At 68.8% G+C, this 14,190-nt stretch carries 15 protein-coding genes; 7 read left to right on the top strand and 8 right to left on the bottom strand.

The features are described 5' to 3' along the window. The first annotated feature begins 241 nt into the window (after positions 1-241). Genes EV648_RS32895 through EV648_RS32880 form a run of 4 tightly spaced genes read left to right on the top strand, consistent with a single transcriptional unit; the run spans position 242 to position 4,064 of the window. Positions 242-1,552, top strand: a complete 1,311-nt coding sequence (locus EV648_RS32895) for an efflux RND transporter periplasmic adaptor subunit (RefSeq protein WP_158294127.1) — start codon at positions 242-244, stop codon at positions 1,550-1,552. Then, positions 1,542-2,234 carry an ABC transporter ATP-binding protein gene (locus EV648_RS32890; protein WP_132299009.1) on the top strand — a complete coding sequence of 231 codons (693 nt, stop codon included), beginning with the start codon at positions 1,542-1,544 and terminating at the stop codon, positions 2,232-2,234. Before EV648_RS32895 ends, EV648_RS32890 begins: the two co-directional genes overlap by 11 nt. Continuing rightward, positions 2,234-3,463, top strand: coding sequence for an ABC transporter permease (locus EV648_RS32885; RefSeq protein WP_132299008.1), 1,230 nt, complete (start codon positions 2,234-2,236; stop codon positions 3,461-3,463). Before EV648_RS32890 ends, EV648_RS32885 begins: the two co-directional genes overlap by 1 nt. Before the next feature lie 25 nt (positions 3,464-3,488). After that, on the top strand, positions 3,489-4,064 hold the full coding sequence (locus EV648_RS32880) for a DUF5666 domain-containing protein (protein WP_132299007.1): 576 nt from the start codon (positions 3,489-3,491) through the stop codon (positions 4,062-4,064). 231 nt (positions 4,065-4,295) lie between these two features. Here the strand turns inward: EV648_RS32880 and EV648_RS32875 are convergent, their stop codons facing one another. Further along, a complete protein-coding gene (locus EV648_RS32875) occupies positions 4,296-5,669 on the bottom strand; it encodes an MFS transporter (protein WP_132299006.1) in 1,374 nt (457 codons plus the stop codon). A gap of 53 nt (positions 5,670-5,722) precedes the next feature. Continuing rightward, positions 5,723-7,168, bottom strand: coding sequence for a DHA2 family efflux MFS transporter permease subunit (locus EV648_RS32870; RefSeq protein WP_132299005.1), 1,446 nt, complete (start codon positions 7,166-7,168; stop codon positions 5,723-5,725). A gap of 24 nt (positions 7,169-7,192) precedes the next feature. Between EV648_RS32870 and EV648_RS32865 the strand changes: the two genes are divergently transcribed. Then, on the top strand, positions 7,193-7,624 hold the full coding sequence (locus tag EV648_RS32865; protein WP_132299004.1) for a MerR family transcriptional regulator: 432 nt from the start codon (positions 7,193-7,195) through the stop codon (positions 7,622-7,624). 7 nt (positions 7,625-7,631) lie between these two features. Here the strand turns inward: EV648_RS32865 and EV648_RS32860 are convergent, their stop codons facing one another. Beyond that, positions 7,632-8,387: a glycerophosphodiester phosphodiesterase gene (locus EV648_RS32860; protein WP_132299003.1), complete on the bottom strand. Its 756-nt coding sequence runs from the start codon at positions 8,385-8,387 to the stop codon at positions 7,632-7,634. Positions 8,388-8,452: 65 nt separating this feature from the next. Between EV648_RS32860 and EV648_RS32855 the strand changes: the two genes are divergently transcribed. Continuing rightward, positions 8,453-9,598 carry an aminotransferase class V-fold PLP-dependent enzyme gene (locus EV648_RS32855; protein WP_132299124.1) on the top strand — a complete coding sequence of 382 codons (1,146 nt, stop codon included), beginning with the start codon at positions 8,453-8,455 and terminating at the stop codon, positions 9,596-9,598. Here the strand turns inward: EV648_RS32855 and EV648_RS32850 are convergent. After that, positions 9,559-10,032 carry a GntR family transcriptional regulator gene (locus EV648_RS32850; protein ID WP_241995824.1) on the bottom strand — a complete coding sequence of 158 codons (474 nt, stop codon included), beginning with the start codon at positions 10,030-10,032 and terminating at the stop codon, positions 9,559-9,561. The genes EV648_RS32855 and EV648_RS32850 overlap by 40 nt on opposite strands. On the opposite strand from EV648_RS32850, the gene EV648_RS32845 reads away from it, so the two are divergent. Further along, on the top strand, positions 9,978-10,403 hold the full coding sequence (locus EV648_RS32845; protein WP_241995843.1) for an RraA family protein: 426 nt from the start codon (positions 9,978-9,980) through the stop codon (positions 10,401-10,403). The genes EV648_RS32850 and EV648_RS32845 overlap by 55 nt on opposite strands. A gap of 8 nt (positions 10,404-10,411) precedes the next feature. On the opposite strand, the gene EV648_RS32840 is transcribed toward EV648_RS32845, so the two are convergent. The 4 genes from EV648_RS32840 to EV648_RS32825 are packed head-to-tail and all read right to left on the bottom strand — an operon-like array spanning position 10,412 to position 14,174. After that, on the bottom strand, positions 10,412-11,050 hold the full coding sequence (locus EV648_RS32840; RefSeq protein ID WP_132299002.1) for a class I SAM-dependent methyltransferase: 639 nt from the start codon (positions 11,048-11,050) through the stop codon (positions 10,412-10,414). Positions 11,051-11,086: 36 nt separating this feature from the next. Beyond that, positions 11,087-11,938, bottom strand: coding sequence for a carbohydrate ABC transporter permease (locus EV648_RS32835; protein ID WP_241995822.1), 852 nt, complete (start codon positions 11,936-11,938; stop codon positions 11,087-11,089). Further along, a complete protein-coding gene (locus EV648_RS32830; protein ID WP_241995821.1) occupies positions 11,935-12,861 on the bottom strand; it encodes a carbohydrate ABC transporter permease in 927 nt (308 codons plus the stop codon). The genes EV648_RS32835 and EV648_RS32830 overlap by 4 nt, the downstream gene beginning before the upstream one ends. Positions 12,862-12,866: 5 nt before the next feature. Next, on the bottom strand, positions 12,867-14,174 hold the full coding sequence (locus tag EV648_RS32825; RefSeq protein WP_241995820.1) for an ABC transporter substrate-binding protein: 1,308 nt from the start codon (positions 14,172-14,174) through the stop codon (positions 12,867-12,869). Positions 14,175-14,190 lie beyond the last annotated feature (16 nt).

Here is a 14,190-nt window from a genome sequence, read left to right as displayed (position 1 = left end):
CGACCCGGATCATTCCCATTTTGGCATGCCCGAGCTCAAGGTACGCACCTGACAGCACCGTCGTCACCCGCTGTCATCAGGTGTTCACAAATCACTGTGTGTCGCAAACCACAGCGAAAGCGGTAGCCCGACTTCACAGCCAGTTGCCAGGAAGCCGGGACCCATTCCTCAGCAAAGGTCCCTAGCGTCTGCGCTCATGGTCCTCCCACGCCACAGACTCCGTGGTCTCAGCTTGCTCAATGTGGCCCTGGTAGCCGTCGTACTGGCTATTGCAACGACCGCCTACCTCCTTTTCTTCCGCAGCGACTCGCAGGCCGCCGGTACGACGCGCCCGACCGTCGCGGTGGCTCGTGGGGAGGTGACCGCGAGCGTCAGTTCGAGTGGCACGCTGCAGAGTTCGCAGACCGCGTCCCCGCAGTTCGCGACCTCCGGCACCGTGACGGCGGTGCTGGTGAAGGTGGGCCAGGTTGTCGCCAAGGGCGCGGCGATCGCGAGGATCGACCCGGCCGCGGCGGAACGCGAAGTACGGATCGCCGAGCAGAACCAGATCGCGGCGGCGAACTCGGTCACGGCCGCCGCGGAGACGCTCGACGACGCGGAGGAAGCGGCCGACGAGGCCGAGGCTGCTGCGGCCAGCCCGACGCCGACGCCCACCACCGGCCAACAGACGCAGAGTCAGACACAGAACCAGGGCCAGAGCCCCGAGGTCGCGGTGACGAACGCGAAGGCGAGCCTGGCCCGGGCGAAGGCCGACAAGGAGCAGGCCGACCAGAACCTCGAGGCCGCCCAGGCCGACGTCGAGGCAACCACCTTGAAGGCGCCCATCGCGGGGACGATCACCGCGATCAACGGCTCGGTCGGTTCGGTCACCGGCAACGGTTCCAGCAGCACGGGCACGACGTCCGGCTCGACCGGCCAAGGCACCAGTACTGCGAGCGGCGGCTCGACCGGCTCGACGAGCACCGCCTCCAGCAGCGGCTTCGTCGACATCGCCGACCTCAAGACCCTGCAGGTGGTCGCTGCGTTCCCGGAGGCCGACGCGGTCAAGATCAAGGCCAAGCAGGCCGCGACCGTCACCCTCAACGCCGAGCCCGGCACCAACCTCACCGCGACCCTCACGTCGGTGTCGCCGATTCCGACCACCACGAACGGCGTGGTCTCCTACTCGGCGACCTTCACCCTCGCGAAGGTCCCGGCGAGCGCGCGGATCGGGCAGACCGCCAACGTCGCGGTACAGACGGCGAAGGCGGCGAACGCGCTGTACGTGCCGAGCACCGGGATCGTGACGAGTGGGACCACCCACACCGTGACAATGGCCGACGGCGGCGGCACCCGCGAGGTCCAGATCGGAGTACGGGGCGACAGCTTCACCCAGATCACCTCGGGACTGAACGAAGGCGACCGGATCGAACTGCTCCAAGGTGTCATCGGTGCCGCAGGTGGAACGGGAGCAGGCACGGGCCAGGGCAGGGCCGGACAGTTCCAACCCGGCCAGTTCCCAGGAGCCGGCACCGGTGCGGGGACGGGCGCGGGGGCCAACCGTGGCCGCTGACGCCCTGATCGAGATCCGGGACGTCACCAAGACGTACGGCGCGGGCGAGACCGCGGTACACGCCCTCCGCGGGGTGTCCCTGCGGGTGGACGCCGGCGAGTACGTCGCGGTGATGGGGTCGTCCGGCTCCGGCAAGTCGACCCTGATGAACATCCTCGGCTGTCTCGACGTGCCGAGCCGGGGCGAGTACCGGCTGGACGGCACCGACGTGGCCCGGCTGACGGAGGACCAGCAGGCGCTCGTCCGCGGCCGCAAGATCGGCTTCATCTTCCAGTCGTTCAACCTGATCCCGCGGACCAGCGCCCTGGCCAACGTCGAACTGCCGCTCACCTACGCGCACCTGCGCCGGTCGGACCGACGCAAGCGGGCTCGTCGCGCGCTCGAACTGGTCGGGCTGGCTGATCGTGCGGACCATCGGCCGAACCAGTTGTCGGGCGGTCAGCAGCAGCGGGTGGCGATCGCCCGCGCGCTGGCCACCGGTCCGCGGATCCTGCTCGCGGACGAACCGACCGGCAACCTGGACGCGCACTCGACCGACGAGGTGCTCGGCATGTTCGACCAGTTGAACGCCGAGGGCCGCACCGTCGTGGTGATCACGCACGAGACCGAGGTGGCCCGGCGCGCCCGCCGGCTGATCCGGGTCTCCGACGGCCGGATCGTCGCCGACGAGGTGACCGGCTGATGTCACCCCGCGACCTGTTCGGGGCCGCCTTGCGCGGTCTCGGCGCCAACAAGCTGCGCTCACTGCTCACCGTGCTCGGCGTCGCCATCGGTGTCGGCGCGGTCATCGTGCTGGTTGCTGTCGGCAACGGCTCGGGCAAGGCCGTGCAGGACCGGCTGGAGGCCATGGGCACCAACCTGCTGATAGTTTCGACCACCGGCGGCGGTGGCGGCTTCGCCCGCGGCCAGGCAGGCCCGTCGGCGCAGCAGTACAGCCTGACGATGTCCGACGCCTCCGCCCTGACCGACAACCGCCTGGCCCCCGACGTGGCCGCAGTCGCACCGGTGATGACGAGCTCCGGTACTGCGACCAACGGCGACACCAGCTACACCATCAACCAGGTGATCGGCACGACGCCGGAGTACATGCCTGCGACAAACACGCCGCTCGGCACCGGGCGCTCGTTCACCCAGCAGGACGTGGACACCTCGCAGCGGGTTGTTCTGCTCGGGCAGACGGCAGCCACCGAGCTGTTCGGGCGACCGACGAGCGCGGTCGGCCAGACGATCAAGCTCGGCGCGGTCGACTTCGCAGTACTGGGGGTGCTCGCGAGCAAGGACAGCACCGGGTTCTCCGATCCGAACGCGACCGCAATCGTGCCGATCAGCACGCTCCGGGCGACCCAGGCCGGGTACGGCGCGCTGAACCAGATCGTGGTGCAGGCGGCCGACAAGGACAAGGTGGACACCGCCCAGGCCGAGGTGACGCAACTCCTCGCCGCCAGGCACCAGGTGCCCGCCACCCAGACCTCGCCGTACCGGATCACGAACTCCGCGCAGATCCTGCAGACCAGCCAGGACACCGCCGCGACGTTCACCGCGCTGCTGGCGACGGTGGCCGCGATCAGCCTGATCGTCGGCGGCATCGGCGTCACCAACATCATGCTGGTCACCGTCACCGAGCGGACCCGGGAGATCGGCATCCGCAAGGCGCTCGGGGCCCGCCGTCGCGCGATCCTCGGCCAGTTCCTGATCGAGGCGACCCTGCTGAGCCTGCTCGGCGGCGCGGTCGGGGTCGCCGCGGCCCTGATCGTCAGCCGGTTCCAGCTGGCCGGTGTCCAGCCCGTTCTCGTCCCGTCGTCGATCGCGCTGGCCTTCGGCGTCTCCGCCGCGGTCGGGTTGTTCTTCGGCAGCATGCCCGCCCACCGCGCCGCTGGACTCCGTCCGATCGACGCGCTCCGCCACGAGTAAGACCCTTCCCAGAGAGGTTCCAGGCATGACCACGCCGCACCACGAGAACGCCGACCGGCAGACGCCCGACGAGTTCGCCCAGCTCGGCAACGACCAGGAGCTGGACACGGCGCTGAAGCCGAAGAAGACCGTGAACTTGCCCGCGGCAACCGCCGTCCTGGCCGGCATCGTCGTACTCGCGATCGGCCTGGCCGGAGGCGCCGGGCTGCACGCGGCCTTCGCCTCGGACAGTCCGACGACCACCCCGCAGGCGGGACGCGGCGCCGGGGGGTACGGCGGCTTCCGCGGCCAGGGTCAAGGACAAGGACAGGGTCAGCCGGGTGGTGGGCAGGGGAGTGCCGCGATCGGCACGGTCGTCTCGGCGAACCAGTCGCAGCTCGTCGTGAAGACCCAGAACGGCGACGTCACGGTGAAGCTCACCGGCGACACCTCGATCGAGATCACCGACAAGGGCACCGCCGCCGACCTCAAGACAGGCCAGCAGGTGATCGTCAGCGGCGAGACCACGGACGGCTCCCTGACCGCCCGCACCGTCCGCCAGGGCAACCTCCCCACCGGCGGCTTCAACCGCAACCCAAGCGCCACCCCGTCCACCCGCTAAACCCCAGGCCCGCCCGGCCCGGATGCCCCGCCAGGCCACCCGACGCCCCGCTAACCACCCCCGACGCCCCGCTAACCGCCGACGCCCGCCCGGCCGCCCGACGCCCTCTGAGGGGTCAACCCCTCAGGGCGTGGGTTGCCCGCTGAGATTCCGATGGGGCAACCCACCCTCTTAGGGGTTGACCCCTGAGAGGGCACGACGGGCACCACGGGTGTGGCAGGCGGGGGTGGGTTAGACGAGGGTGGGTTGGGTGTTGCCGGCTTCGCGGATTCCTCGGCGCATGTCTACCCGGGAGAGGAGGGCCAGGCCGATGACGAAGAAGAAGCCGAGGGCAACGATCGCCGGGCGGTAGGAGCCGGTGATCTGGTGGACCAGGCCGAAGACGAGGGTGCCGAGCCAGGAGGTGCCCCGTTCGCCGGCCTGGTACAGGCTGAAGTACTCCGCCTCGCGGCCCTTCGGGATCAGCTGGCTGAACGCGGACCGGGACAGCGCCTGGGTGCCGCCGAGCACGATGCCGATCGCCGCGCCCATCGCGAGGAACGGCACGATCTGCCTGGCCGGCAGCAGGAACCCGGCGATCACGATCACCATCCAGATCACCAGGCCGCCCATGATCGTGCGCTGGCTGCCGAACCGCCGGGCGAACCGGCCGAAGGCGAGCGCGCCGAAGAACGCGATGAACTGGACCAGCAGGATCGTCATGATCAGCACCTGGGTCTCGAACCCGAGCTGCTTCTCGCCGTAGGTCGAGGAGACCGAGATGACGGTCTGGATCCCGTCGTTGAAGAACAGGTACGCGACCAGGAACAGCAACGTCATCGGGTAGGTCCGAATGTGCCGCAGGGTCGCGAACAGCTGCCCGAAGCTCTGCCTGATCAGGCCTCCGCCACCGACCGGTTGAACGCTCGCGGGTGGCCGGTCGCGCAGCCGCAGGTACGGGATGAACGTGAACAGGCCCCACCACAGTCCCGCGCTGAGCAGGCTCAGCCGGACCGCGGTGGCCTGGCTCATGCCGAGCGCGTCGTGCGCGGTGACCACACCCAGGTTGATCGCCAGCAGGATGAAGCCGCCCAGGTAGCCGAAGGCCCAGGCCCGGGAGGAGACGTCGTCGCGGTCGTCGGGTCCGGCGATGTCGATCAGGATCGAGTCGTACACGACCAGGGACGACCCCAGGCACAGGTTGCCGATGAACAGCAGCAGCGCACCGAGCGCCCACCGGCCGTCGGTGACGAACACCATGCTGCACGCGGCGAGCGCCCCGACCCAGGCGAACCCGCACATCAGCAACTTCTTGCGCGGCGACCGGTCCGCGATCGCGCCGACCACCGGCAGGAACAGCGCCGAGATCAGCGTCGCCACCGTGACGACGTAGAACGCGAGCGAGCCGGGGGAGATGCCGAGCCCGAGCACCTGGAGGTTGGTGTGGCACGGGTCTTCCGTCGTACCGACCCGGCCGCAGGCGGCGGTCTCGGCGACCGAGGTGAGGTACGGCGCGAAGAGCACCGTGCCGACGGTGGTGACGTAGCCGGAGTTCGCCCAGTCGTAGAGGCTGAAGCCCCAGTACTCACGCTTGTCGACGGTGGCAGGCGCCGAGAGGAATCCCATGCGGAGGAGTGTCCCAGGTGAGAGGCGGACTCGGTGTCTTCTTCGATAACACTTCAGTCCGCGCCCCTGAACAACGTCGCCGCCCGCGCGGCGGTCTCCGCGGCCCGGCGCCCGGTGCTGAGCAACCCCAGCACGAGTACGCCGATGCCGAGGCCGGCCACCAGCCACCACACGCCGTGCTCCGCATGGGTGAACGCCATCCCACCGACGGCTGCGGCCGGTGCCAGGATCGCCCCGGAGATCGCGACGCCGAGCGTGGTACCGGTCTGTCGGCCGACCGAGGCCAGCGAGGCCGCCACACCGGCCATCGACGTCGGCATGCCGGAGATCGCAGAGTTGGTGATCGGCGGATTGACCGTGCCTAGGGCGATGCCGAACAGCAGATAGATCGCGAGCACCGCCGGCAGTGGCGTGTCCGGTCCGAGCCAGAGCGACGCGAATCCGCCCAGCGTCAGCGCAGTACCGGCAACCACTAGCGGCAGTCTGGGACCTCGCGCTCCGACCATCCGACCGGTGAGCGGGGAGAGCACGATGATCAGCACCCCGACCGGAAGCACGCACAGCCCGGCCGCAAGCGCCGACAGACCGCGCACATCCTGCAGGTACTGGGTGGTGATGAACAGGAAGGCACTGAACCCGCACAAGGCGAAAAGCGCCATCAGGATCGCCGAGCTGAAAGGCACGCTGCGGAAGAGGCGCAGCTCGAGCAGCGGGTTCTTACGTCGCGGTTCGTACGCAAGGATTCCGCCGACGCCGAGCACTGCGACGGCCAACAGGGCGAGGATGACCGGCGAGGTCCAACCCAGCTTCCTGGACTCGATGATCGCGTAGACGAGACTGCCGAGCACCAGGATCACCAGAGTCTGGCCCACCGGATCGAACCGGCGAGCCCGGGCGGCGCGGGACTCGGGCACGAACAGCCCGGTGCAGACGATCGCGGCGACCACGATCGGCACGTTGACCCAGAACATGGACCGCCAACCGAAGCCGTCGACGAGGGCGCCGCCGAGGATCGGGCCCAGCCCCAGCGACAGGCCGGACATCGCACCGAACACCCCGATGGCCCTGGCCCGTTCGGCCCGGTCGGGGAACGTGCTGGCGACGATCGCCATCGCGACCGGGTTGAGCATCGTGCCGCCGACGGCTTGGAGAGCGCGCGCCGCGATCAACCAGCCGATGCTCGGCGCCAGACTGCACAGCAGCGAGCCGAGCCCGAAGGCGGCAAGGCCGAACTGGAAGATCCGGCGGCGGCCGACCCGATCGGCGGTGGACCCGGCCAGGAGCAGGAAGCAGGCCAGCACCAGGGTGTACGCGTCGACCGTCCACTGCAGGCCGGACACGGAGGCGTGCAAGTCCCGACGGATCGCCGGAAGCGCGACGTTGACGATGGATATGTCCATCACCACGACGACGATGCCGGCGCAGCAGATCGCCAGCACGAGAAGGCGGCGGCGTCGGCCTAGGTCTGGCGGGTGGGTGGCAAGGAGGGAAGCACTCATGCTCGCGACGCTAGGATTTAGAGCATGCTCGAAGTCAACCAAGCAGGGCTGAGCATCGCCGAGGCAGCTCGCCGCACCGGAGTCACCGCGCACACCTTGCGCTACTACGAACGCGCCGGCCTGGTCGTCACACCAGTCGACCGCACCGCCGGAGGCAGCCGGCGCTACCACCAGCTCGACCTCGAGTGGATCACCGTCTGCACGAGACTGCGGGCCACCGGCATGCCCATCAAGACCATCCGCCGGTACGCCGAACTGGTGGCCGCGGGGCACGGCAACGAGGACAAGCGGCTGGCTCTGATGGAAGCCCATCGCGCCGACGTGCGGGCCCGGATCGCCGAGCTGGAGGAGAACCTCGAGCTCATCGACCACAAGATCGACGTCTACCGAGGCCGACTCGAAGCCGGCGACGCGGACAGCCTCTGGGCCCCGAACCGCCAGGGCGACACCGGTTGAGGGATGACTAGCTCTTCCACTGGCCGCGGTCGATCAGGACGTCGCGGAGCAGGTCCGTCCGGTCCGTGATCAGCCCGTCCACACCGGCGTCGAGCAGGCGGTGCATCCGGGCGGGGTCGTCGACCGTCCACACGTGCACCTGCTTGCCCAGGGCATGGGCCCGGCGGAGCAGTCCGGGGGTGAGCACCCGCAGGCGTCCGAAGTACTCAGGGATCTGCAGGCAGGCGCCGGGGGAGGAGAGGCGGAACGGCGCGAACCGCAGCCGGGCGATCTCCTGGTGGCCGAACCCGGTGGCCAGCCGTTCGCCGACCTCCCGGCGGATCTGCCAGACCCGGGCCTGCGAGAACGACGACACGCAGACCCGGTCGACCGCGTTCAGGTCTCGCAGCACCTTCGCGGTCGGCAGCACGCCGTTGCCGGCCTTGATGTCCAGGTTGAGCCGGACCTCCGGGAACCGCTCGAGCACCTCGCTGAGCAGCGGGATCGGCTCGTGCCCGTTGATCCTCGCCTTGCGCACCTCCGACCAGGGCAGCTGGGAGACCTCCCCGGTGCGATCGGTGACCCGGTCCAGCCGGTGGTCGTGGAAGGCCACGACGACGCCGTCGCTGGTGGCGTGCAGGTCGGTCTCGAGGTACCGGTAGCCGAGGCCGACCGCCTGCTCGAAGGCGTGCATCGAGTTCTCGAAGCCGATGTTGTCCGGGTGCAACGCGCCGCCGCGGTGGGCCATCGCGATCGGCCCGTCGTGGTCGAGGTAGGTGTACACACGCCGAAGTATGTCCGACCGGGGGACGCCCGGCTCGCGGCGCCGGGCGATTCAGTACCGTTGTGATGGTGACGGCCTTCAGCGCACCCCGCCCCGACCTGTGGTCCCTCGACCCCGGCGTCCTGCACCTGAACCACGGCTCGTACGGCGCGGTCCCGCGCCGGACGCAGGAGGTTCTGGCCGCACTGCGCGCCGAGACCGAGACCAACCCGATGCGCTGGTTCCGCTCGGTCGCGGACCGGCTGACCGCGAGCAGGCTCGAGCTGGCCGCCTTCCTGCAGACGGACCCGGCGGGCTTCGCCCTGGTGCCGAACGCGAGCGCCGGGGTCACGGCCGCGCTGGCCGCCCTGCCGATCCGCCCCGGCAGCCGGATCGTGCTGACCAACCACGCGTACGGCGCGGTGCTGTACGCCGCCGAGCGGTTCGCCCGGGCGAACCAGGCCGAGGTGGTCGTGGTCGACGTACCGCTCGAGGCCGACGACGCCACGGTGGTCGCGACGATCGGCGCCGCCCTGGACAACCGGACGGCGGCCCTGATCGTCGACCAGATCAGCTCGGCGACGGCGATGGTGTTCCCGATCCGCCAGTTGGTCGAGCTTTGCAGGACCCTGGACGTGCCGACGATCGTGGACGGCGCCCACGCGCCCGCCTTGATCGACGCGCCAGCCGAGGACGGCGCGGACTTCTGGACCGGCAACTTCCACAAGTGGCCGGCCTCGCCCCGCGCGACCGCCGGTCTGGTGGTCGCGGAGAAGTGGCGGCCGGCGACCCTCCCGCTGATCGTCTCCTGGTCCGAGTACGACGAGCGCCTGCCCGAGCGCTTCGACATGCAGGGCACCTTCGACTATGCCCCGTGGATCGCGGCGCCGGAGTCGCTGCGCGTGCTCGAGGAGCTGGACTGGCCCCGGCGCCGGGCGCACCTGGCCGGCGTGATCGACGAGGGCGCGAAGATCGTCGCCAAGGCCCTCGGCACGAGCGTGGCGGAGGTGGCCCACCCGGCCGCGACGATGCGGCTGGTGGAACTGCCCTTCGACGGCGTGCCGAGCCCGGAGGCGGGGGAGGCCTTCAAGATCCGGGTGTCCCGCGACCTGAAGGCCGAGATCACGCTGACCGCGTTCGACGGCCGGGTGTTCACCCGGCTGTCGGCGCACGCCTACAACGGCCCGAAGGACTACGAGCTGCTCGCCGAGCGCTTGCCGACGTTGCTCTGAAGCTCGCTGAAGGAACGCTCTCCGTGCACCGCGAGCTCAGCCAGTACTGCGGCCGGGTCTCCGGCCTCGACCAGCTCCAGGAGATACCGGTGCCGGGCGACGTGCTCGGGGAGTCCCTCGTGGTAGTGCTCGCGGGCATAGAGGTTGCGCGCCATGCAGAGCAGGAGTTGCTGCTGCACGGACGCGTAGGCCTCCTCTAGCCGGCGGTGTCCGGCGAGCGCGACCAGCGACGAGTGGAACCGGTAGCCGGCCTGCACCAGGCTGCCGCGATCCTGTGCCTCAGCGCAGCGCTCCATCTCGAGCAAGGCTTCCTGGGCGACCTTCAACCGTTCAGGCACCTGCACCGGAACCCCGAGCTCGATCGCCAGCCGCTCCAGCGCTGACCGCAGCGTCAGGATCTCGAAGACGTCCTGGTCGGTCAGGGTGGCCACCATGGACCCGCGGCGCGGCCGGCATCGTCACCGACGGGTACTGCCGCGACACCGCCGAGATCACCGCGCAGCGCACGCCGATCTGCTCGCGGCACCGCGGCCGCACCATCATCCCGGGCCGGATCAAGGTGGTCGAGACGCAGACCACGATCGCCTGCGGGGGTACCCAGGTGAGCCCGGGCGACATGGTCGGCTGTGACGACGACGGTGTGATCGTCGTACCGGCCGAGGTGGCCCAGGAGGTGGCCACCCACGCGCGGGCGATCCTGCTGGCCGACATGCGCGCCCGCCGCAAGCACTACGACGCGCTCGGCATGAAGCCCGACAGCTCGGTGGACTATGACGCCGTCGAGCGATACTACGCGGACCTGTAGAGGCCTATCTACTCGTCCGAAAGACTGCCTGAAGTCGCCACTCCGAGGGAGAAAGCGCCGATCGTCTTCGGTGACCCCTTCTCGTAGAAGACGTCGAGCTCGGTGATCGTGAACCCCGCTGCGGTCACCAGCTCGACGATCGGCCGGTCGAGGTGGCAACCGCCGAAGAGCCGCTGCTCGAGTGGATCGAGGCGCCGCTGCCACCGGCGTACGGACTCGTCCTTCTCGGGGGCGAGCCCGTGCTCGACGAAGTTCAGGGTCCCACCTGGCTTGAGCACCCGCCGTACCTCGCGGAGGGCGGCGTCCACATCGGGGATCGTGCAGAGCGTCCAGGTGGACAAGGCCGCGTCGAAGGTGTCGTCGCCGAACGGCAGCGACTGACCGTCGAGGCCGGCTCGCTGAACCGGGACGCCGGCCGCCGCGACCCGGTCGGCCGCGAGCCGCCAGCCGAGATCGGACGGCTCGACGGCGGTCACGCTCGTCACCGTCAGCGGGTAGAACGGAACGTTGTGGCCCGTGCCGAACCCGATCTCGACGACTTCACCCGTCAGTCCTTCGCAGACCCTTCGCCGCAGTGGACCCGCTGACTTCGTCCCACAGGCGAAGTCGACGATCCGCGGTACGACGCGTTCGCTGTAGAACCCCATGCAAACCCTCCGATGCCGATAGCGACATCGTACGGATCAGCCCTTCACCGCGCCCGAGGTCAGGCCGGCGACGATCTGGCGGTTGAAGAACAGGAACATGATCAGGGGCGGGATGGTGATCAGCAGGATGTTCATGAAGAGCAGGTTGTACTGGGTGCTGAACTGGCTCTGGAAGTTGTAGAGGGTCAGCTGGACGGTCGCGTTCTGGTCGCCCGGCAGGAAGTACAGCGGGTTCACGAAGTCGTTGAACACCGCCACCGACTGGACCACGACGACCGTCACGATGACCGATCTCAGCAGCGGGAAGATGACCCGGAAGAACAGCCGCAGCGGTCCGGCGCCGTCGATGATGGCCGCCTCGTCGAGCTCCCGGGGGATCGTCGCGACGAACGCCCGGAAGAGCAGGATGCAGAACGACAGCCCGAACGCGATCTCGATCAGGATCAGCCCGGACATGGTCCGGAACAGGCCGAGGCTCTGCAGCACCCAGATCGTCGGAACAACGGCCGGCGGGATGATCAGCCCGGACAGCACCAGGAAGTTGATGAACGGGTTCCACCGGCTCCGGCGTCGCTGCAGCACGAATCCGGCCATCGCCGCCAGCACCACCATGCCGGTCACGCTGGCCACGGTCAGGATCGTGCTGTTGATGTAGGCGATCACCAGCATGTAGTCGCGAGCCTGGACGACCTCGACGAAGTTCTGGACGATGCGGAGCTGGTGCGGCCAGGAGAAGTCGAGCAGCGCGGACTGCTGCCGGTCCTTCACCGCGGTCAGCACGATGAAGGCGAACGGGATGACGAACACCACGATCGAGGCCAGGATCGCCACCGCGCTGAGCAGATAGTTGCGGCCCGGCTTGTGATTCACGAGTTCGGCGGTGCTCACATGTCCACCTCCTTGCGGTTCAGGAACCATGACAGCGGCAGGACGATCGCGGTGACCACGAGGAACAGCACCACGTTGCCGGCCGTCGACAGACCGTAGAACCCGGCCTGGTACTGCTTGTAGATGACGGAGGCGATCACGTCCGAGGTGAAGCCGGGACCGCCGCGCGTCATCACCCAGATCAGCTCGAACGACCGCAGGCCGCCGATCAGGGACAGGATGATCACGGTGACGGTGGCCGGCCGGGACAGCGGCAGCACAATCCGGCGGAACGTCTCCCAGGCGCCGGCTCCGTCGACCCGGGCGGCCTCCATGTACTCGCGCGGGATCGACACGATGCCGGCGATGTAGATCAGGGTGGCCAGCCCGACGCCCTTCCACACGTCGACCAGCGCGACCGACATCAGCGCGTACTTCGGGTCTGTCAGCCAGCCCGGCCCGTCGATGCCGATCAGGCCCAGAGCGCCGTTGATCAGCCCGCGTTCGGGGTTCATCAGCACGGTGAACATGATGGCGACGCCGATCGTGCTGGCCAGCACGGGGAAGAAGACGACCGACCGGAGATAGGCGCGGCCGACGATCCGGGAGGTCAGCAGCACGGCCAGCAGCAGGCCCAGGACCACCTTCGACCCGGAGGTGACGAACGCGTAGATCAGCGTGTTGGTGAAGCCCTTGACCAGCTGGGGCTCGGAGAAGAAGAGCCTGAAGTTGTCCAGGCCGATGAACTTCGAATCGAACAGGGTCCACCGGGTCAGGCTGTAGTAGAACGAGGCGAAGGTCGGGACAACGAACAGCACGCCGTAGAGCACCGCGGCGGGCAGGTAGAACCAGTACTTGTACGGCGTGTAGATCTTCCCCCCGGCCGCACGTGCGGCCGGGGTTGCGTCAGCGCGTGAGCGAGGGCGGATCGAGGTGACGGTCACAGACTTCACCAACCCGCCAGCCCGAGCTGCTGCGCCTGCTTCTTGACGTCCTCGTCGTACCGGGCGGCGCCGTCCTTGGCCTTCTGGATGCCGGAGCCGACCTCGACGGTGATCTGCTCCAGCGACGGGCCCTTGACCGGCGACACGAACTCCAGCGCCAGGCTGGAGCCACCGGACTTGTCGAGGTAGGGCTGCATGTCCTTGATCGACTGCGGTACGTCGGCCGGCAGTTCGCATCCCTTGACCGCGTACGGGCCGGTCGGGACGCCCGTGGTGGCCAGGGACTTGCAGCCGTCCGGGCTGGCGATGAAGGCGAGGAACTTCTTCGCCGCGTCCAGCTTCTCGCCGGTCGTGGTGTTCGGGATGTAGACGCCGCCGGGAGTCCACACGGTCAGGCCGTTCTTGCTCGCGTCGTCACCAGGCAGCGCGAACAGTCCGACGTCCTTGGCGGCGTTGGGGTAGGTGGAGACCATGTCGTTGACCACACCGGTCAGGATCGGGTAGTGCGCACCCTTGCCCTGGGCAAGCATGCGGAGGCCGTCGGGGAGCTTGGCCGAGGCGAAGTCCTTGTTCTCGTAGCCGGCGTCGTGCACCTGCTGGGTGTGCTCGAAGCCCTTCAGGGCGGCCGGGGAGGTGGCGTACTTCGCCTGGTTCTTCGTGTACCGGTCGGCGAAGTCCGGCTCGACCGCCGCGACATTGTGGAAGTCGCCGAGGACGAACAGCTGCGACGTCCAGGTCTCGCCGTAGGTCTGGATCACCGGCGCGATCCCCGCCGCCTTGATCTTGGCGTTGTTGGCCATGAACTCGGCCCACGTCGCCGGCACCTTCAGCCCGAGCCTGGTGTAGACCGGGATGCTGTAGAGGACCGCGCCGCCCATGAAGCCACCCGACGGCACCCCGTAGACCTTGTCGCCGGCCGTCACCGTCTTCTTGAAGTTCTCGTCCAGGTCACCGATGTAGGGCTGGTCGCTGATCGGGGTGAGGTTCTTCTCCGGTGCGATCGCCTGGAACAGCGAACCGGTGTTGTAGCCGAACACGTCGGACATGTCGCCGGTCGACAGCCGGGTCTTGACGATGTTGTCACCCTCGCTGCCGCCCGGCCGGGTCTCGAGCTTGACCGTGACGGTGGGGTTCTTGGCGGTGAAGTCCTTGATGAGCTGGTTGGCCTCCTTGACGTCCTGTTCCAGGTTGCCCGCCAGGTAGGTGATGCTGACCGATGCGGCGCCGCCTGCATCGTCACTGGAGCCGAGACTCCCCGCGCTGCAGGCGGTCAGAGCAAGCGAGCCGGCCGCAACGACGGCAAGTCCTCTCATGCGTGGGCGGAACGTC

This window comes from Kribbella sp. VKM Ac-2568 (assembly GCF_004345365.1).
In the GTDB taxonomy this organism is placed as follows: Bacteria; Actinomycetota; Actinomycetes; order Propionibacteriales; family Kribbellaceae; genus Kribbella; species Kribbella orskensis.
The sequence above is the reverse complement of the archived record's forward strand: the minus strand, read 5'-3'. Positions and strand labels throughout refer to the sequence as shown.

Coding starts and splice junctions, on each gene's coding strand:
- EV648_RS32865 (WP_132299004.1), top strand. CDS start 7,193: ATGCTCGAAGTCAACCAAGCAGGGCTGAGCATCGCCGAGGCAGCTCGC.
- EV648_RS32850 (WP_241995824.1), bottom strand. CDS start 10,032: ATGGTGGCCACCCTGACCGACCAGGACGTCTTCGAGATCCTGACGCTG.
- EV648_RS32840 (WP_132299002.1), bottom strand. CDS start 11,050: ATGGGGTTCTACAGCGAACGCGTCGTACCGCGGATCGTCGACTTCGCC.
- EV648_RS32885 (WP_132299008.1), top strand. CDS start 2,234: ATGTCACCCCGCGACCTGTTCGGGGCCGCCTTGCGCGGTCTCGGCGCC.
- EV648_RS32870 (WP_132299005.1), bottom strand. CDS start 7,168: ATGAGTGCTTCCCTCCTTGCCACCCACCCGCCAGACCTAGGCCGACGC.
- EV648_RS32880 (WP_132299007.1), top strand. CDS start 3,489: ATGACCACGCCGCACCACGAGAACGCCGACCGGCAGACGCCCGACGAG.
- EV648_RS32825 (WP_241995820.1), bottom strand. CDS start 14,174: ATGAGAGGACTTGCCGTCGTTGCGGCCGGCTCGCTTGCTCTGACCGCC.
- EV648_RS32855 (WP_132299124.1), top strand. CDS start 8,453: ATGGTGACGGCCTTCAGCGCACCCCGCCCCGACCTGTGGTCCCTCGAC.
- EV648_RS32875 (WP_132299006.1), bottom strand. CDS start 5,669: ATGGGATTCCTCTCGGCGCCTGCCACCGTCGACAAGCGTGAGTACTGG.